The organism is Streptomyces sp. RPA4-2 (assembly GCF_012273515.2).
Lineage (GTDB): Bacteria > Actinomycetota > Actinomycetes > Streptomycetales > Streptomycetaceae > Streptomyces > Streptomyces kaempferi.
Map to the genome: position 1 here is coordinate 2,474,061 of NZ_CP050975.2, position 18,715 is coordinate 2,492,775.

Annotated in this window: 14 protein-coding genes; 1 reads left to right on the plus strand and 13 read right to left on the minus strand. The window is 70.2% G+C overall.

The features are described from left to right. Nucleotides 1-278: 278 nt before the first annotated feature. From pgi to uvrC, 12 genes are all read right to left on the minus strand, one after another. On the minus strand, nucleotides 279-1,940 hold the full coding sequence (pgi, locus tag HEP85_RS10590; protein ID WP_168527558.1) for a glucose-6-phosphate isomerase: 1,662 nt from the start codon (nucleotides 1,938-1,940) through the stop codon (nucleotides 279-281). Between the two features lie 72 nt (nucleotides 1,941-2,012). After that, nucleotides 2,013-3,209 (minus strand): MFS transporter, encoded by a 1,197-nt coding sequence (locus tag HEP85_RS10595; protein ID WP_248002467.1) that lies wholly within the window; start codon nucleotides 3,207-3,209, stop codon nucleotides 2,013-2,015. An 883-nt stretch (nucleotides 3,210-4,092) separates the two neighbouring features. After that, nucleotides 4,093-4,428: an RNA polymerase-binding protein RbpA gene (locus tag HEP85_RS10600; RefSeq protein ID WP_078615979.1), complete on the minus strand. Its 336-nt coding sequence runs from the start codon at nucleotides 4,426-4,428 to the stop codon at nucleotides 4,093-4,095. A gap of 235 nt (nucleotides 4,429-4,663) precedes the next feature. Continuing rightward, nucleotides 4,664-4,894 (minus strand): preprotein translocase subunit SecG, encoded by a 231-nt coding sequence (secG, locus tag HEP85_RS10605; protein WP_055529234.1) that lies wholly within the window; start codon nucleotides 4,892-4,894, stop codon nucleotides 4,664-4,666. A gap of 103 nt (nucleotides 4,895-4,997) precedes the next feature. Further along, nucleotides 4,998-5,774 (minus strand): triose-phosphate isomerase, encoded by a 777-nt coding sequence (gene tpiA / locus HEP85_RS10610; RefSeq protein WP_168527559.1) that lies wholly within the window; start codon nucleotides 5,772-5,774, stop codon nucleotides 4,998-5,000. Nucleotides 5,775-5,780: 6 nt separating this feature from the next. Then, nucleotides 5,781-6,992 carry a phosphoglycerate kinase gene (gene pgk / locus HEP85_RS10615; protein ID WP_168527560.1) on the minus strand — a complete coding sequence of 404 codons (1,212 nt, stop codon included), beginning with the start codon at nucleotides 6,990-6,992 and terminating at the stop codon, nucleotides 5,781-5,783. A 129-nt stretch (nucleotides 6,993-7,121) separates the two neighbouring features. Further along, nucleotides 7,122-8,132, minus strand: a complete 1,011-nt coding sequence (gene gap / locus HEP85_RS10620) for a type I glyceraldehyde-3-phosphate dehydrogenase (RefSeq protein WP_168527561.1) — start codon at nucleotides 8,130-8,132, stop codon at nucleotides 7,122-7,124. 190 nt (nucleotides 8,133-8,322) lie between these two features. Beyond that, a complete protein-coding gene (locus HEP85_RS10625; RefSeq protein WP_168527562.1) occupies nucleotides 8,323-11,280 on the minus strand; it encodes a M14 family metallopeptidase in 2,958 nt (985 codons plus the stop codon). Between the two features lie 163 nt (nucleotides 11,281-11,443). After that, nucleotides 11,444-12,433, minus strand: a complete 990-nt coding sequence (whiA, locus tag HEP85_RS10630) for a DNA-binding protein WhiA (RefSeq protein ID WP_168527563.1) — start codon at nucleotides 12,431-12,433, stop codon at nucleotides 11,444-11,446. After that, nucleotides 12,424-13,494 (minus strand): uridine diphosphate-N-acetylglucosamine-binding protein YvcK, encoded by a 1,071-nt coding sequence (gene yvcK / locus HEP85_RS10635; protein ID WP_168527564.1) that lies wholly within the window; start codon nucleotides 13,492-13,494, stop codon nucleotides 12,424-12,426. Before yvcK ends, whiA begins: the two co-directional genes overlap by 10 nt. Beyond that, a complete protein-coding gene (gene rapZ, locus HEP85_RS10640; RefSeq protein WP_168527565.1) occupies nucleotides 13,491-14,462 on the minus strand; it encodes an RNase adapter RapZ in 972 nt (323 codons plus the stop codon). Before rapZ ends, yvcK begins: the two co-directional genes overlap by 4 nt. Next, on the minus strand, nucleotides 14,459-16,519 hold the full coding sequence (gene uvrC / locus HEP85_RS10645) for an excinuclease ABC subunit UvrC (protein WP_168527566.1): 2,061 nt from the start codon (nucleotides 16,517-16,519) through the stop codon (nucleotides 14,459-14,461). Before uvrC ends, rapZ begins: the two co-directional genes overlap by 4 nt. A 651-nt stretch (nucleotides 16,520-17,170) precedes the next feature. Between uvrC and HEP85_RS10650 the strand changes: the two genes are divergently transcribed. After that, nucleotides 17,171-18,118: a hypothetical protein gene (locus tag HEP85_RS10650; protein WP_168527567.1), complete on the plus strand. Its 948-nt coding sequence runs from the start codon at nucleotides 17,171-17,173 to the stop codon at nucleotides 18,116-18,118. Nucleotides 18,119-18,161: 43 nt separating this feature from the next. On the opposite strand, the gene HEP85_RS10655 is transcribed toward HEP85_RS10650, so the two are convergent. Continuing rightward, nucleotides 18,162-18,572: a Rieske (2Fe-2S) protein gene (locus HEP85_RS10655; protein ID WP_168527568.1), complete on the minus strand. Its 411-nt coding sequence runs from the start codon at nucleotides 18,570-18,572 to the stop codon at nucleotides 18,162-18,164. Nucleotides 18,573-18,715 lie beyond the last annotated feature (143 nt).

Below are 18,715 nucleotides of genomic sequence, written 5' to 3' on the forward strand. Positions count from 1 at the left end.
CCCCCACATCGCCCGAAGGGCTCGTCCTCAAACGCCGGACGGGCTCAGGGTGCGGGCCTCCGCCGGATGGTCCGCACGGGCTCAGGGTACGGGCCTCCGCTGAAAGGTCCGCACGCGCTGGGGTGCGGGCCCGCGCCGAAAGGTTCCGGCCAGGCTGGAGATGCCGGGTACGGGCCATGCTGTGAAGGGGCGCGGGGAACTGCGCGACCAGCCCCCGCCTACCCGCACCCGAGAAACACCCCACGACGGGCGGCCCCCCACCGCCCGTCGTCCCGCACTCACAGACCCTGACGGCCGCGCAGCTCCCGGTACTTGGCGACCAGCGCCTGGGTGGAGGGGTCGAGGCCGGGTACGTCGGTGCCGTCGGTGAGGGCGGGTTCGATGCGTTTGGCGAGGACCTTGCCGAGTTCGACGCCCCATTGGTCGAAGGAGTCGATGTTCCAGACGGCGCCCTGGACGAAGACCTTGTGTTCGTAGAGGGCGATGAGCTGGCCCAGGACGGAGGGAGTCAGTTCGCGGGCGAGGATGGTGGTGGTGGGGTGGTTGCCCTGGAACGTCTTGTGGGCGACCAGGTCCTCGGGCACGCCCTCGGCGCGGACCTCGTCGGGTGTCTTGCCGAACGCCAGCGCCTGGGTCTGGGCGAAGAAGTTCGCCATCAGCAGGTCGTGCTGGGCGGCCAGGCCCGTCTCCAGTTCAGCGACGGGGTTGGCGAAGCCGATGAAGTCGGCCGGGATCAGCTTGGTGCCCTGGTGGATGAGCTGGTAGTAGGCGTGCTGTCCGTTGGTGCCGGGGGTGCCCCACACCACCGGTCCGGTCTGCCAGTCCACCGGCTCGCCCTGCCGGTCGACGGACTTGCCGTTGGACTCCATGTCGAGCTGCTGGAGGTAGGCGGTGAAGCGGCTGAGGTAGTGCGAGTAGGGCAGCACGGCGTGGGACTGCGCGTCGTGGAAGTTGCCGTACCAGATGCCCAGCAGGCCCAGCAGCAACGGTGCGTTGGACTCGGGGGGCGCGGTGCGGAAGTGCTCGTCGACGAGGTGGAAACCCGCCAGCATCTCCCGGAACCGGTCCGGGCCGATCGCGATCATCAGCGACAGGCCGATCGCCGAGTCGTAGGAGTAGCGTCCGCCGACCCAGTCCCAGAACTCGAACATGTTGTCCGTGTCGATACCGAAGTCGGCGACCTTCCCGGCGTTGGTCGACAGTGCCACGAAATGCCGGGCCACCGCCTCCGGACCGGCTTTCAGCCCGGACAGCAGCCAGGACCGCGCCGAGGTCGCGTTGGTGATCGTCTCGATCGTGGTGAACGTCTTCGACGCGATGATGAACAGTGTCTCGGCCGGGTCGAGGTCACGGACGGCCTCGTGGAGGTCGGCGCCGTCCACGTTCGACACGAACCGCACCGTCAGACCGCGGTCGGTGAAGGAACGCAGCGCGTCATGAGCCATCGCGGGGCCGAGGTCGGAGCCACCGATCCCGATGTTCACGACGTTCTTGATCCGCCTGCCGGTATGACCGGTCCACTCACCCGAACGCACCCGCTCGGCGAAACCCGCCATCCGGTCGAGGACCGCGTGCACCGCCGGCACGACGTTCTCCCCGTCCACCTCGACCACCGCGTCCCGCGGCGCACGCAACGCCGTGTGCAGAACCGCACGCCCCTCGGTCACATTGATCTTCTCACCACGGAACATCGCGTCCCGCAGCCCGAACACATCCGTCGCCACGGCCAGCTCACGCAGCAGCCGCAGTGTCTCGTCGGTGACCAGGTGCTTGGAGTAGTCGACGTGCAGATCGCCTACCCGGAGGGTGTACCCGGAGCCGCGCCCGGGGTCGGCCGCGAACAGGTCCCGCAGATGGGTGTCCGCGAGCTCCTCGCGGTGCTCCCCCAGAGCGGTCCACTCGGGCGTCCGGTCGAGCCTGGTACGGGTGTCTGCGTTCATCTCTGACTTCCGCCTTCTCTCCTGCGTGTGCTGCTGCGTCCCTCGCCCCGCTGCCGGTCCCAACCTAATTGATCAGGGCTTGACGTGAGCTGTCGTCACGCCGTCGTCCGGCTCAACAACAGATACGTCCGGCTTGAGCGCGGGTATCAGCGAAACGACGGCGAGTGCGAAGAGCGCGGCCGCGAACAGCGCGGGCCCGTTCAGCCCGTACACCGCGGCGACCGCGCCACCGAGCAGGGCGCCGACGGGGGCTCCGGAGGTGGAGGCGGTACGGAAGGCGGCGCTGATGCGGCCGACCATGGCCTGGGGGCTGCGCTGCTGCATCAGCGTGACCTGGTTGACGTTCCACACCATGTTCATCACTCCGAGCAGGACCATGCCCAGCAGGAGGGCGCCCAGTTGGCGGACGGTGCCGATGAGCAGGAGGGACGCCGTCTGGACGCCTCCCCCCAGGAGCAGGCCGCGGACGCGCCCGAACCGGCGTGCGACACGCTGCGCCAGCAGTGCTCCGCCGGCCAGGCTTCCGGCCGAGTAGGCCGTCATCGCGGCGGCGAAGCCCGTGTTCCCCGCGTGCAGCCAGCCGGTCACGTGCAGGACCAGCGTGGCGATCAGGGCGCCCATTCCGATGTTGCACAGCAGTGTGGCCGTGCAGACGGCGCGCAGCACCCGGTCGCTCCACAGGGCGCGCAGTCCCTCGGCGACCTCCGTCCGCAGGGTGCTTCCGGCCCGCCGGGGCTCCCGCTCGGGCGCCGCGATCCGCAGGGACGCCACGAGCACGGCGGCCAGCAGGTAGGTGGCGGCGTCGGCGACGAACGGCACGGCGGCCCCGGCGGCGAGCAGCAGCGGCACGAACGGGCCGGCCAGGAAGCCGCCGGCGAGCTGTTGGCCGGTCATCAGCCGGGCGTTGGCGCTGCCCAGGGCCTCCTTGTCGACCAGGGACGGCAGCAGGGCCGTGGAGGCGTTGTCGAAGAGGGTCTGGAGAGTGGTCAGGGCGAAGGCGAGCGCGATCAGCAGCCCGATCGAGGCGTGGCCGAGCCCGACGGCGAGGCCGAAACAGGCGACGAGCGTGCCCCGCAGGGTGTCCACGCTCCACATCGCCCGGCGTTGGTCCACCCGGTCCGCGACCGCGCCGCCGAGCAGCCCGAAGAGCAGCCACGGGAGATATCCGCAGGCGGTGACGGACGCGATGACGAACGGGTCGTCGGTGAGGCGCACGGCGATCAGCGGCAGCGCGGCGGTGCGCAGCGCGTCCCCGAAGCGCGACACCACCGCCGCGCTCCACAGCCGCCCGAATCCCCCGCGCCACGCGGGCACCCGCACGGCCGTCGCCTCGCTCACCGTCACAACACCCCCTCCACCGCTGCCACTTCGACAACCGTAGAGGTCACCACTGACAATCGGGCGGAGAGCGGGCGGGGCAGGCGGCGCGAGCACGACCGGACCGCCACGCACGGGGATGCCAGGCCCGAACAACAGTCCGACGCCACGGGAAGCCACCGGGACGAGCCTCGACCGGGACGAAAGCCCGCCCGGACGCGGCGAGACCGGAACAGGAAGCCACCCGGACGGGGACGTCCGAGCCCGGCGCCAGAGCAGGAAGCCACTCGGACAGGAACGGCCGAGCCCGGCGCCAGAGCGGGAAGCCACTCGGACGGGAGCGGCCGAGCCCGGCGCCAGAGCGGAGAGCCGCCTGGACAGGAACGGCCGGGACGGCGTACGCCCTTCCGCACGAGACCGGCCGCACGTCGCGCGGGAGCGACCCTGCGAGATCCGCCGTACGAAGTCGGCCGCGCAGGGTCGGCCGTACGAGGTGAACCCACACCCGTCCGCCGTACGAGGTGAACCACGCCCGTCGGCCGCACGACGTCGGCGGCCGCCCGGTGCCGAGCCGGGCGCGCGGCCCCCCTCACGGCCCCCAGGGGCCCCACGCCCACCGTGCGGTCACGGACGGCACCCCACCGACCACGCGCTGTTCGTGACCCGCCTCGCGTGGCCGGCGTCGGCGTACCGCCCCACCACCGGAGGCATGGGCACGCGTTCGGACGCGTACGACCGGAGGGCGCCCGGTGGCGGGCACGCCGATTCCGTACGCGGACGTCGTGCGAGACAGCTCCGGCCAGACACCCCTCGGTGTCCGGCCGGTTCGCAACTCCTAGATCTCGCCCCGCAGTTTGGCGAGCGCCTCGGCGAGAATCGCCTCGCCGTCCGCGTCGCTGCGCCGCTCCCGTACGTACGCCAGGTGCGTCTTGTACGGCTCGGTGCGCGGCGGGTCCGGCGGGTTGTCCCGGTCCTGTCCGGCGGGAAAGCCGCAGCGCGGGCAGTCCCAGGTCTCGGGAACCTGCGCGTCGCTGGCGAAGCTGGGCACCGTCTCGTGCCCGTTGGAGCACCAGAAGGAGATGCGCAGCCGGGGCGCGGACTCGCCACGCTCGGCCTCGCCCATCGGCCCCGCCCCGACCCGGCTTCCTCGGATCGCGTTGCCACTTGCCACGGTCGTAACTCCCTGCGTGATGGTGCCGCGAAGCGAGTCGGCGTGACGCTTCGCTGCGAGCGCCTCAGTCTACGTAAGGCCCAACGCGCGTCCAGTGATTGGAGTTACACCCCACCCCTAGACGCAAGCCCCATGATAGGCCGCGCCTGCTGGCGCGTACCGGACATGGGGCCTTACGTGTGGATCGTGCTTGCGTACTGTGCGTTTGTGCGGTCGTACCGATGTCAGCCGTTGATCAGTTGTTGACCTTCATCAGGATGCCGAGCACGACAATGCACGCGAACCACAGCAGACCGAGCACCACGGTGATGCGGTCGAGGTTGCGCTCGGCGACCGAGGAGCCGCCGACGGACGACTGCATGCCGCCACCGAACATGTCGGAGAGGCCGCCGCCCTTCCCCTTGTGCATCAGCACCAGCAGCATCAGCAGCAGGCTGAAGACGATCAGGGCGATCGAGAACCCCAAAACCACGGCTGGACCAACTTCCTCGGAACTGGATGGACGACGGGGGTCCGGTGACAGTCACCAGACCCCCGCAAGGGTACGACGGATCGTCGCTACCGCATACTCACTGGTCGCGGAAACGGACGATCTTGACGAACTCGTCGGCGTCCAGGGACGCCCCACCGACGAGCGCGCCGTCGATGTCGGGGTTCGCCATGATCTCGGCGACGTTGCCGGACTTCACCGAGCCGCCGTACTGGATGCGGACCTTGTCGGCCAGCTCCTGGGAGTACAGCTCGGCCAGCCGGCTGCGGATCGCCGCGCAGACCTCCTGGGCGTCGCCGGCGCCGCAGACCTTGCCGGTTCCGATGGCCCAGACCGGCTCGTACGCGATCACGATCGACTCGGCCTGCTCGGCCGGGACGTCCTTGAGACCGCCGTCGACCTGCGCGAGCGTGTGGGAGACGTGGTTCCCCGCCTCGCGGACCGCCAGCTCCTCGCCGACGCAGAGGATCGGGGTCAGGCCGTGCTTGAACGCGGACTTGACCTTGGCGTTGACGATCTCGTCGGTCTCCGCGTGGTACTGGCGTCGCTCGGAGTGACCGACCGCCACGTAGGTGCACTTCAGCTTGGCCAGCATGGGGCCCGAGATCTCGCCGGTGAAGGCACCGGAGTCGTGCGCCGAGAGGTCCTGGGCGCCGTACTTGATCTTGAGTTTGTCGCCGTCGACCAGGGTCTGCACAGAGCGCAGGTCGGTGAAGGGCGGCAGGACGGCGACCTCACAGGCGTCGTAGTCCTTGTCGGCCAGGGCGAAGGCGAGCTTCTGGACGTGCGCGATGGCCTCGAGGTGGTTGAGGTTCATCTTCCAGTTGCCCGCCATCAGCGGCGTGCGCGTGCTCATAAAAGGTCAGTCCTCCAGTGCGGCGAGGCCGGGGAGCGTCTTGCCCTCGAGGTATTCGAGGGAGGCGCCGCCACCGGTCGAGATGTGGCCGAATGCCGTCTCGTCGAAGCCCAGGGTGCGGACGGCCGCGGCGGAGTCGCCACCGCCGACCACCGTGAAGGCCGGGGAGTCGAGGAGGGCCTGGGCGACCGCCTTGGTGCCCTCGGCGTAGTCGGGGTGCTCGAAGACGCCCATCGGACCGTTCCAGAAGACGGTGGCCGCGTCGGCGAGCTTCGAGGCGTAGAGGGCACCGGTCTCGGGACCGATGTCGAGGCCCATCCCGTCGGCCGGGATGGCGTCCGCGGCGACGGTGGTGGGGTGGGACGGGGCCTTGGTCTTCAGGTCCGGGAACTGCGACGCGGTCACGACGTCGACCGGGACGACCAGTTCGACGCCGTTCTTCTCGGCGCGCTCGACGTACTCCTTGACCGCGGGCAGCTGGTCGTCCTGGACGAGGGAGGCGCCGATCTCGTAGCCCTTCGCCTTGAGGAAGGTGAAGGCCATGCCGCCGCCGATGAGCAGCCGGTCGGCCTTGCCGAGCAGTTCGTCGATGACGGCGAGCTTGTCGGAGACCTTGGAGCCGCCGAGGGCGACGACGTACGGGCGCTTGACGTCCTCGGTGAGCTTCTTCAGGACACCGACCTCGGTGGCGATGAGGTAACCGGCGTAGTGCGGCAGGCGGGCCGGGAGGTCGTACACGGAGGCGTGCTTGCGGTGCACGGCGCCGAAACCGTCGCCCACGTAGACATCGGCCAGGGCCGCGAGCTGGTCGGCGAACTCGCCGCGCTCGGTGTCGTCCTTGGACGTCTCGCCCGCGTTGAAGCGCAGGTTCTCGATGACCGCGACCTGACCGGGCTCCAGACCCTTCACGGCGTCGTGGGCGGCGGGGCCCACGGTGTCCTGGGCGAACGCGACCGGGGCGCCGAGGAGTTCGGCAAGGCGCTCGGCGGGCTGCAGCAGGGAGAAGGCGGGGTCCGGGGCCCCCTTGGGCCGGCCCAGGTGGGAGGCGACGATCACCTTGGCGCCCGCTTCCGCCAGCGCCTTGACGGTGGGCAGGACGGCGCGGATGCGGCCGTCGTCCGTGATGAGGCCGTCGGCCAGCGGCACGTTCAGGTCGGCGCGGACGAAGACCCGCTTGCCGTCCACGCCTTCGGCGATGAGTTCGTCGATCGTCTTCATGAAGGGACTCCTAGGAAGGCTCTTGAGATCCGAGAGGGCTGATCGATCCGTACGCGAGACAGGGCCCGGACAGCGCGGCCTTGCGCTGCCCGAGCCCTGTGCTCACATCGAGGTGCCTGGCTCCGGGACTTAGAGCTGGCCGCCGACGAAGACCGTGAGGTCGACGAGACGGTTGGAGTAACCCCACTCGTTGTCGTACCAGCCGAGGATCTTCACCGAGTTGCCCTCCTGGACCATGGTCAGGGAGGAGTCGAAGGTGCAGGAGGCCGGGTCGCCGACGATGTCCGAGGAGACGATCGGGTCCTCGGTGTAGGCCAGGTAGCCCTTGAGGTCGCCGTCCTCGGAGGCCTTCTTGAACGCGGCGTTGACCTCGTCCTTGGTGACCTCGCGCTGCAGCGTCACGACCAGGTCGGTGGCCGAGCCGGTCGGGACCGGGACGCGCATCGCGATGCCGTCGAGCTTGCCCTTGAGCTGCGGGAGGACCAGGGCGGTGGCCTTGGCGGCACCGGTCGTGGTCGGGATGATGTTCTCGGCGGCGGCGCGGGCGCGGCGCAGGTCCGAGTGCGGGAAGTCCAGGATGCGCTGGTCGTTCGTGTACGCGTGGACCGTCGTCATCAGGCCCTTGACGATGCCGAAGTTCTCGTCGAGCACCTTGGCCATCGGCGCCACACAGTTGGTGGTGCAGGAGGCGTTGGAGATGATGTTGTGCTTCGACGCGTCGTACTTGTCCTGGTTGACGCCCATCACGATGGTGATGTCCTCGTCCTTGGCCGGAGCCGAGATCAGGACCTTCTTGGCGCCGCCGGCGATGTGCTTCTCGGCGTCGGCCTTCTTGGTGAAGATGCCCGTCGACTCGATGACGATGTCGACGCCGAGCTCGCCCCACGGGATGTCGGCGGGGTTGCGCTCGGAGAGCACCTTGATGGTGTGGCCGTCGACGGTGATCGTGTCGGCGGTGTGCGACACCTCGGCCTTGAGGCGGCCCAGGATGGTGTCGTACTTGAGCAGGTGAGCGGTGGTCGCGGTGTCACCCAGGTCGTTGACAGCCACGATCTCGATGTCAGCACCCTGCTCCAGCAGCGCGCGGAAGTAGTTACGACCGATGCGGCCAAAGCCGTTGATGCCTACGCGGATCGTCACGAACCGATCTCCTCGTTGGTACGCCGGCTCACGTGCCGGCGAGTTGTATGGGATGTCCCCGACCGCCTAGAACCCTACCTCCCTGAGACGTCTGGAGTGACATTGAGATGCCCCATACACGGCAGGGTGTTCCGTACCCACCAGTAGGGGTACGGAACACCCTCGATGTTGACGAGGCAGTCGCCGCGAATCAGCTCTTCAGAGCGGTGAGCGCCTTCCCGATGAGGGCCGCGCGGTCGGCCGCCTTGGCGACGTGTTCCAGGCCGAAGCCCAGCAGCACGGTGTCACCGGTGGTGATCCCTCCGTACGTCTTGAACAGCTCTCCGTAGCGCGCCCAGTCCTTGAGGACGGCCGGGCTGCCCGGGGGCGGTCCGGCGACGCTCCAGGGGCCGAGGGAGGTCTCGAAGCCCTCCGTCCCGGTGGCCGCCCCGGCGACGACGAGGGAGGTGTCGTCCGCGAGGACACCGTGGCCGCCGGAGCTCGGGTCGGTGATGTAGCTCAGGGACACCTCCACCGACTTCCCGGCGTACGCGCTCAGGTCGAAGGCGACCTGCTGCCAGCCGCTGGAGGCGCCGGTGAAGCTGTTCCAGGCCCCGCTGGTGCCGGTGTTGGCGCAGCCGGACGCGTTGACGGTCAGGTAGTGCTTGAGCCAGGGATGCTCGTGGACCAGGAATCCGGCCTCGCACTCCGCGGGTGCCTCGCTGCTGGTGGCGCCGCCCGTCTCGGGCAGCGTCGTCCAGTCGTCGGCTCCGGTGGTGTGGATCTCGACGACAGCGTGGTCGTAGCCGGGCTCGGTGTCCCACAGGAGTTGGGTGCGCAGCGCCGGCTTGTCGGCGGCGCTGACGCCGGTGAGGTCGATAGTGCGGGTGAGGCGTTTGTAGGCGTCGTCGGTGTGCACGGCGGCGGCCATCGACGAGCCGGCGTAGGGCCCGTAGGGGTTGACGGTGCCCGCGAACTGGCCGGCGCCCGCGCTGGACGCGAACTGCGGGTACTGGGCGGCGGACAGCGTGTCCGAGGTGACGCCGTAAGTGCCCGCGGCGTTCAGCGGGTTGCCGGGCGCGTCCCCGAGCGCTCCCGTGAAGCCGGTGAGCCTGCCGGAGCCGGTGAAGCCGTTGGCGCCCGGGGTGGACGTACGGGAGTAGGCGCCGAGGTAGTACTGGCTGAAGTCGTTGGAGAGGTTGCCTCCGCCGAGGTCGACGTTGCCGCCGGCCTGCTCGCCCGCCTCGACCAGTTTCCCGCCCTCGTTGAGGAAGGCGCGCAGCTGGAGCTGGGTGGCGTTCGCGGGTCGTGCGGCTCCGGTGTAGTGGACGACCGTTTTGAAGTGGTCGAGCACGCCGAGCGCGTCGGGCGCGCCGAGGGTGGCCACGTCCCAGACGAGGGGCTTCTTCCCGTTGGCCTTCAGGGCGTCGACGTACGCCTGGGACTGCGTGGCGGCCGCGCCCTCCTCGGCGACGACGAGGGTGTCGGCCACGGGGCGTTCGGCCACGGTGTAGGTGAAGTGTGTGCTGGAGGTCTTCTTGCCGCTCCTGGTCTCACCGGTGAACCAGACCTCGACCTTGTCGCCCCGGTCGCCGTCCTTGACCTTGGCGCGGTACTCGTCGAAGTAGAGGTTGTCCTTGCCGCCGTAGGTCTCGCCGCCGTGCCAGGGCTTGAGTGCCATGTCCAGCGTCCGGCCGCCGTTGACCCGGTACTTGAGCTCCTTGTCGCGTACGGACTTGCGGACGACGACGGAGACCTCCTGGTCCGCTCCACGGGAGTACGACGTGGTGAAGGCGGCGGGGGTGAAGTCGGGCGCGTCGAGGCCGACCGAGGAGGAGGGCTGGTCGGGGTGGGCGGCGGTCTCGGCGACGGAGAGCGCGAACGGGACGTTCTTCTCGAACTCCTGCTCTATCAGCTTCTCGTCGTCCGGGAAGGTGAAGACCGAGGCGCAGTCCGCCGCGTTCCAGGCGTCGTTCGGGTCGAGGTTCGACGCGGTCTGGCAGGTCGACATCTCGGGGGTGAACATCGCCATGCCGTTGACGTTGCCCGCGTGGCCGTCCGCCTCACCGTTGGTGGTGTAGAGCTCCGAGGAGACCTGCGGGTGGTAGCCGGGGATCGCCGAGTTCTCCGGGGTTCCGGCGAGCGACTTGTAGAGCACGTCGTCCGGGGTCGGCGTCGCCACCTGCCAGCCCACTCCGTAGAGCAGCAGTTCGGCGGCCGAGTGGTAGTTGATGCCGTACGTGAAGTCGACGCGCTTCTCGAAGGCGTCGAGGGCCTGGGTCTCGGGCTCGGAGCCGGGGCTCGCGCCGCGGTAGGTCTCGCTGGTGGGGTTCGGGGACGAACCCTCGTCGTCGTAGCCCCACTTGTAGGCGAAGTTGCGGTTGAGGTCGACGCCGTCGCCGGTGGAGACGACACCGTCGCCGTTCACGTCCCGCAGGTTCTTGCGCCACTGGCGCTCGTCCTCGCCCTGGAACGTGTAGTCGTAGCCGTCCGGGTTGGCCGACAGCACGAACCACAGTTCGGTCGAGTCCACGATCTTCTTGATGCGCTTGTCCGTGGAGTAGTTGTCCAGGTAGTAGTGCATCAGGCGCCGGGTCATCTCGGGCGTGATCCACTCACGTGCGTGCTGGTTGGACATGTACAGCACGGACGGCTTGGAGCCGTCCTTCGTCTTCTTCGCGCCCTTGGTCAGCTTCAGCGCGAGGATGTCCTGGCCCTTGAGGGTCTTGCCGATGGAGACGACCTTGGTGAGGTCGGGATGGGCCGCGCCGGTCCTGACGATCTCCTCCTGGAGATTGCCCTTTCCGCTGTACGGCCGGAACACGCCTTGAGCCGCGCCCTCGACGCGCGCCTCGGTCCTGGCCGAAAGTGTGTGCTCGGTGAGCCCGACGCCCTGCTTCTCCAGCTTCCGGGCCTGCTTGTCGGTCAGGTAGACCTCGACCGCGCTCTTGCCGTTCTTCGCGGCCCGGTCGCCGAGTTCGTGGCCGTCCTGCCCGGCCGCGAGCAGCAGGGGTATCTGCTGCTTCGTGACCTCCGCGTGGAACACCTTCACGGCGTTCGCGTCGGGTTCGGGCGAACTCCCGCTCTGCGCCTGGGCGATGGGCGCCATACCGGCACCGCCCAGCAGGAGTGCGCCCGCAGCGAGGATCGCTCTCGCTCTTCGTCTCATGAGCCCCCCTTGCATGTGTCCGCCACAGTGGCGAACAGATGCCAGGCTCATGACACTTCATGGTCAAGTCAAGAGCGCCTCACGGACAAGTAAACGCCGGTGCCGATGACCCAAGTGGGCATCGGCACCGGCGTGTTGGGCTTCTGGAGGTTCATCGGGCCGGTCAGCCCGCGAGGTTGTCCGCCATTTCCTCGGTGAGGTTGGACTCCGTACTCGGGATCCCCAGGTCCTGAGCCCGCTTGTCGGCCATGGCCAGCAGCCGTCGGATGCGGCCGGCGACGGCGTCCTTGGTCAGCGGCGGGTCGGCGAGCGCGCCCAGCTCCTCCAGGGAGGCCTGCTTGTGCTCCATGCGCAGCCGTCCGGCCGCGGCGAGGTGTTCCGGCACCTCGTCGGCGAGAATCTCCAGGGCGCGTTGCACGCGTGCCCCGGCGGCGACGGCCGCACGGGCGGAGCGGCGCAGGTTGGCGTCGTCGAAGTTGGCGAGCCGGTTGGCCGTGGCCCTGACCTCGCGGCGCATCCGCCGCTCCTCCCAGGCGAGCACGGACTCATGGGCGCCGAGGCGGGTCAGCAGCGCGCCGATCGCGTCGCCGTCCCGTACGACCACCCGGTCCACGCCGCGCACCTCGCGGGCCTTCGCCGCGATCGACAGCCTGCGGGCGGCGCCGACCAGTGCGAGCGCGGCCTCCGGGCCCGGGCAGGTCACCTCCAGCGAGGAGGAGCGGCCGGGCTCGGTCAGCGAGCCGTGCGCGAGGAAGGCTCCCCGCCAGGCCGCCTCGGCGTCGCAGGTGGCCCCCGAGACCACCTGCGGCGGAAGGCCCCTGATCGGGCGTCCACGGCCGTCCACGAGCCCTGTCTGGCGGGCCAGCTGGTCGCCGCCCGCCACGACGCGCACGACATAGCGGGAGCCGCGGCGCAGCCCGCCGGGCGCCATCACGATCAGTTCGGAACTGTGGCCGAAGATCTCCAAGATGTCCCGCTTCAGGCGACGTGCCGCCATCGCGGTGTCGAGCTCCGCCTCGATCACGATCCGGCCGCTCACCAGGTGAAGGCCGCCCGCGAACCGCAGAATGGCGGAGACCTCCGCCTTTCTGCAGCAGGTCCGGGTGACGGGAAGCCGGGAGATCTCATCCTTCACCGCTGCCGTCATCGCCATGGGCCGATCCTTCCATGCATCCGAAAAATACGGTCGTACGCGGCGGCCAACAGCTCCGGGTCGTGCCGCGGAGATCCGTCGGTCCGGGCCACCGGCGCCAGCTCGACCGCGGCGCCGAACCGCTTGGCAGCGTCGGTCAGTGAGTCGCGGTCGGGCACGGCGGCCTCGTCGGCCAGCACCACGTCCAGGGCGAGTTTAGGGGCGTGTCGTCCCAAAACCTCCAAATGACGCTGCGGAGAGAAGCCCTCGGTTTCTCCGGGCTGCGGGGCGAGGTTCAGGGAGAGTACCCGGCGGGCCTTCGTCTGCGTGAGGGCGTCCAGCAGCTCGGGGACGAGAAGGTGCGGAATCACCGAGGAGAACCAGGAGCCGGGGCCGAGCACCACCCAGTCCGCGTCGAGGACGGCCGCCACGGCCTCAGGGACGGCGGGCGGGTCGTGCGGCACGACGTGCACGGACTGCACCTCACCGGGGGTGAGTGCCACGGTGGCCTGCCCGCGGACCGTCTCCACATCGTCGGGCCGCTCCGGCCGGTGCCCCTTGACCAGGGCCTGCAGCTCCAGGGGCACGGCGGACATGGGCAGCACCCGGCCGTGCGCGCCCAGCAGCCTGCCGACCAGGTCCAGGGCCTGGACGTGGTCGCCGAGCTGTTCCCACAGGGCGACGATCAGCAGATTGCCGACCGCGTGCTCGTGCAGGTCGCCCTTGGACTGGAAACGGTGCTGGATGACGCGGGCCCAGGTCTGGCCCCAGTCGTCGTCGCCGCACAGCGCCGCCAGGGCCTTGCGCAGGTCGCCGGGGGGCAGCACGCCCAGTTCGTCGCGCAGGCGGCCGCTGGAGCCGCCGTCGTCGGCCACGGTGACGACGGCGGTGAGGTCCCCGGTGATGCGGCGCAGCGCGGCGAGCGAGGCGGACAGGCCCATGCCGCCGCCCAGGGCGACGACCTTGGGCTGGGCGCCGCGGCGGCGCGGCTTCGCGCCGCGTGCCTCGGCGGGTCTGCCGCCCTGTTCCTCCGCGGTGATCCTCCGCAGTCTGCTGAGCCGCAGTGCGGCACGTCCCGTCATTCCCGGCCCATGTCCCGGTGGACGACCACGGTCTCCACGCCCTGGGAGGCGAGGCGGGCGGCGAGCTTCTCGGAGGTGGCGACGGAGCGGTGCTTGCCGCCGGTGCAGCCGACCGCGATGGTCACGTAGCGCTTGCCCTCGCGGCGGTAGCCGGCGGCGATCAGCTGGAGCAGCTCGGCGTAGCGGTCGAGGAACTCCTTGGCGCCGGGCTGGTTGAAGACGTAGGCCGCGACCTCCTCGTTGAGGCCGGTGTAGGGGCGCAGCTCCGGGACCCAGTGGGGGTTCGGCAGGAAACGCATGTCCACGACCAGGTCGGCGTCCACGGGAAGGCCGTACTTGAAGCCGAAGGACATCACGGTGGCCCGCAGCTCGGGCTCCTCCTCGCCCGCGAACTGGGCGTCCATCTTGGCGCGCAGCTCGTGCACGTTCAGGCTGGAGGTGTCGATGACCAGGTCCGCGTCGCCGCGCAGCTCGCGCAGCAGCTCGCGTTCGGCGTCGATGCCGTCGACGATGCGGCCGTCGCCCTGGAGGGGGTGCGGGCGGCGCACGGACTCGAAGCGGCGTACCAGGACCTCGTCGGAGGATTCCAGGAAGACGATCCGCCGGGTGACGTTCTTCGACTCCAGGTCGGCGAGGGACTCACGGAGGTTGTCGAAGAAGCGGCGGCCGCGTACGTCGACGACGACCGCGATCCGGGCCACGTTGCCCTGGGAGCGGGCACCGAGCTCCACCATGGTGGGGATCAGCGCGGGCGGCAGGTTGTCCACGACGAACCAGCCGAGGTCCTCCAGGCACTTGGCGGCCGTCGACCGGCCCGCTCCGGACATCCCGGAGATGATCACCAGTTCGGGGATGGCGGCGTCGGGTGCCACGGCCGTCTCCATCGTCGTGTCTTCCTGCGTTCCCTCTGTCGCTTCGGCGCCCTGCGGGGCGTCCTCTTGTCGGTCCTGTCGTTCGCTGTCGCTCATGTCTCCTGCCCCCGTCGCTCGTACGAGGCGCCCGCGGTCACGGGCTCCTCCGGGGAGTCCGGTGTCGTCCCGGGCTCCTCGTCTTCCATGATCTCTCCAGTCGCCGTGTTCACGGCGGGTGCGGCCGGAGCCGCCTGGGCGAGGGCCACGGCGATCGCCTCGGCCGTCTTGCGGCCTATGCCGGGAACTTCGCAGATCTGGTCGATTGTCGCGGATCGCAGCTTTTTCACGGAACCGAAATGCTTGATCAGCGCCTGTTTGCGTGTCTCGCCGAGACCGGGCACCTCGTCCAGCGGGCTCGCTTTGAAGCGCTTGGCCCGTTTGGCGCGCTGGTAGGTGATGGCGAAGCGGTGGGCCTCGTCACGGACACGCTGGAGCAGGTACAGGCCCTCGCTGGTGCGCGGCAGGACCACCGGGTCGTCCTCGTCCGGCAGCCAGACCTCCTCCAGCCGCTTGGCCAGGCCGCAGACGGCGATGTCGTCGATACCCAGTTCGTCCAGGGCCTTCTGGGCGGCCGCGACCTGCGGCCGGCCGCCGTCGACGACGACCAGCTGCGGGGGGTAGGCGAAGCGCTTGGGGCGGCCGTCGTCCTCGGTGAAGGCGTTCTCCCCGTCGCTCGTCCCCTCGGCCTCGCCGTCCGTCCATTCGCCGGTCCGCTCCTTCTCGGAGAGGTAGCGCCGGAAGCGGCGGGTGATCACCTCGTGCATGGACCGGACGTCGTCCTGGCCGGCGAAGCCCTTGATCTGGAAGCGGCGGTACTCGCCCTTGCGCTGCAGTCCGTCCTCGAAGACCACCATCGACGCCACCACGTCGTCGCCCTGGAGGTGCGAGATGTCGTAGCACTCGATCCGGAGCGGGGCGCTGTCCAGGGCGAGGGCCTCGGCGATCTCCTCCAGGGCCCGGGAGCGGGTGGTGAGGTCGGAGGCGCGCTTGGTCTTGTGCAGGGCGAGCGCCTGGAGCGCGTTGCGCTGCACGGTCTCCATGAGCGCCTTCTTGTCGCCGCGCTGCGGGATGCGCAGGGACACGTTCGAGCCGCGGCGCGCGGCCAGCCACTCCTGGACGGGCTCCACGAGTTCCGGCAGCGCCGGGACGAGCACCTCCTTGGGGACGGAGTCGCCCGTCTCCTCCCCGTAGAGCTGCTGGAGCGCGTGTTCGACCAGGTCACCGGTGGTGACGGCCTCGACCTTGTCGGTGACCCAGCCGCGCTGTCCGCGCACCCGGCCGCCGCGTACGTGGAAGATCTGCACGGCGGCTTCCAGCTCGTCCTCGGCGACGGCCATCAGGTCGGCGTCGGTCGCGTCGGCGAGGACGACCGCGTTCTTCTCCATGGCCTTCTTCAGGGCCTCGATGTCGTCGCGCAGGCGGGCCGCCCGCTCGTACTCCATCTCCTCGGCCGCGTCCGTCATCCGCTTCTCCAGGCGGCGGATGTACGTCCCCGTGCGGCCGGCCATGAAGTCGCTGAACTCCTCGGCCAGTTCACGGTGCTCCTCGGCGGTGACGCGCCCGACGCAGGGGGCGGAGCACTTGCCGATGTACCCGAGGAGGCAGGGGCGGCCGGTGCGGGCGGCGTTCTTGAACACGCCGGCCGAGCAGGTGCGGACGGGGAAGACGCGCAGCAGCAGGTCCACGGTGTCGCGGATCGCCCACGCGTGCCCGTACGGCCCGAAGTAGCGCACGCCCTTGCGCTTGTGGCCGCGCATCACCTGGACGCGCGGGAACTCCTCGTTCATGGTCACCGCGAGGTACGGGTAGCTCTTGTCGTCGCGGTACTTGACGTTGAACCGGGGGTCGAACTCCTTGATCCAGGAGTATTCCAGCTGGAGCGCCTCGACCTCCGTGGACACCACCGTCCACTCCACGGACGACGCCGTGGTGACCATGGTGCGGGTGCGGGGGTGGAGGTTCGTCAGGTCCTGGAAGTAACTGGCCAGGCGCTGGCGCAGGCTCTTCGCCTTCCCGACGTAGATCACCCGGCGGTGCTCGTCGCGGAATTTGTACACCCCTGGAGAGTCCGGGATCTGTCCCGGCTTGGGGCGGTAGCTGGAGGGGTCGGCCATGTCACACACCCTACTGGCGCGGGCTGACACCGTGACGGCCTCCCGGCGCGCCCGTGGACGAGTCCGGCGGTGTCCGGGGCCCTGGCGGGACGCCGGGGACACCGAGGACACCGAGGACACCGGGGACGCCGGGGACACCGAGGACACCGAGGACACCGAGGACGGGACTGCGAGGCCCGGGACGCCCAGGACGCCTGGAACGCCGGGACGCGACGGCGAGGCCGGGGCGGGCCGGTGGCCCGGGACCGGTCCCGGGAGCCGGACGGTGCCCCGGACCCGGTATCCCCGGGACGCCGGACCACCAGCGTGACGCGCTCCCGACCATCCGGTGCCGCTCATGACCGGCCCGGCCCGCGCGTTCCCGCCGAAGTCGGCTCCGGCCGGGCGTGCGCCCGGGGAGCCCCCGGCCTCTCCGGCCCTGTCGGCGGGACGGGCGGGCGCGACGGACGAACGCATCCGCGCCACGGGGCCGACCGTGTTGGGCATCAGGTGTTGTCGGGACTTGGTCAACACGCTTCAATGCGGGGGAACTCGGGGGCGTGGACGGCGACAGGCGCGTGTGAACCGGAACCGCGCGCCGGCCGGGCGTCCCCGGGAACCCTCGCGCGACGGTCTGACCAGCCGTTGTGAACTCCACAGAAAGGCCCCTGCATGCGGTACGGCACACAGCACGCGGACGTCGCCACGGCGGAACTGGAGACGGCCCTCGCGGGCGGCCCCTTCCATATCGCGCTGCGCGCCGCGATCACCGCACGCGGCCTGCCCCTGCAGCGCGTCCAGCACCATCTGTCGCGGTACGGGGTGAAGGTCGGGGTGACCAGCCTGAGCTACTGGCAGCAGGGTGCGCGGCGCCCGCAGCGCCCCGAGTCGCTACGGGCCGTACGCGCCCTGGAGGAGATCCTCCAGCTCCCCGACGAGTCCCTGATCCGGCTTCTCACCAGGGCCGACGAACGCTCCGAGCCACAGCGCCCCGGGGGCCGCTCGTACCGCTCCCTGGTGGAGGCCTCCGGCGTCCTGGAGGAGCTGCTGGCCGAGCTGGAGTCGACGCTCGACGGCGGACTGCACACGATCGGCCACCACGAGCGCGTACGGATCGGCGCACACCGCGAGCTCCTGGGGCGCGAGTCGCAGCACATAGTCCGCGCCCACAGAGACGGGGTGGACCGCTATGTGGCCATCCATCATGGCGATCCGGGCTGTGCTCCTGACCGTACGGGGGTCCACGCCCTGGAGAACTGCCGTACGGGCCGGGTGCGATGGCACCGTGACACCGGGGTGCTGGTGGCCGAGCTGCTCTTCGACACACGGCTTCGCGCGGGCGACACGTTCCTCTTCCGCTACGCCTTCGAGGACGGCACGGCGGGCGCGTCCAGCGAGTACGTGCGCGGGTTCAGCTTCGCGGGCGGGCAGTACGCCCTCCAGGTGGGGTTCGACGGGGAGGCGCTGCCGGTGCGGTGCCACCGCTTCACCCAGCACTCGGCCGCGGCACCGCGCAGTGGCCGCCAGGAGCTGCCGCTGAGCGGGCACCACCGCTCGGTGCACCTCGTCGAGCCGCGGGTGCGGTCGGGCATCGTGGGGATCGGCTGGGACTGGGAGTGATCCGGTGGGACCGGTAGGGGTCCGGTCCCCGCGTCCGGGGTGATCAGGCGCCGGGACCCGCGACGATCTTCCCGCCCTTCGCCTCCACGGGCAGTTCCTTCAGCGGCGCGGTGGCCGGGGCCCGCAGCACCTTGCCCGTCGCCGCGTCGAACTCGCTTCCGTGACACGGGCAGACGAGCGTCGTTCCCTGCAGCTTGTCGATGGCGCACCCGGCGTGCGTGCAGATCGTGCTGAAGGCCTTGAGGGCGCCGTTCCCGGCGCGGCTGACCACGACGTTCCGGTCCCGGTACAGCTTGGCGCCGCCCTCGGCGATCTCGCTCTCGGCGCCCAGGTCGACGGGCGCGGTCGGCGTCGCCGGCGACCCGCCGCCACTGCCGCCGGAGCAGGCGGTGAGAGCGATCCCGGCGACGGGGGCGAGCGCCGCTCCTCGCAGGACGGTACGGCGGCCGGGCATGGCGTCTCCACTGGTCGGGGCTGGATGCGACTCGACGATACCGGTACGGCCCGCTCGCTCCCGAGCGGGGCGGGAGACGGGAACTCCTGAGGCGCTCCCGAGGACGTAAACGTTTGCGCAAGCGTTTACGCAGGCCGCCGCGT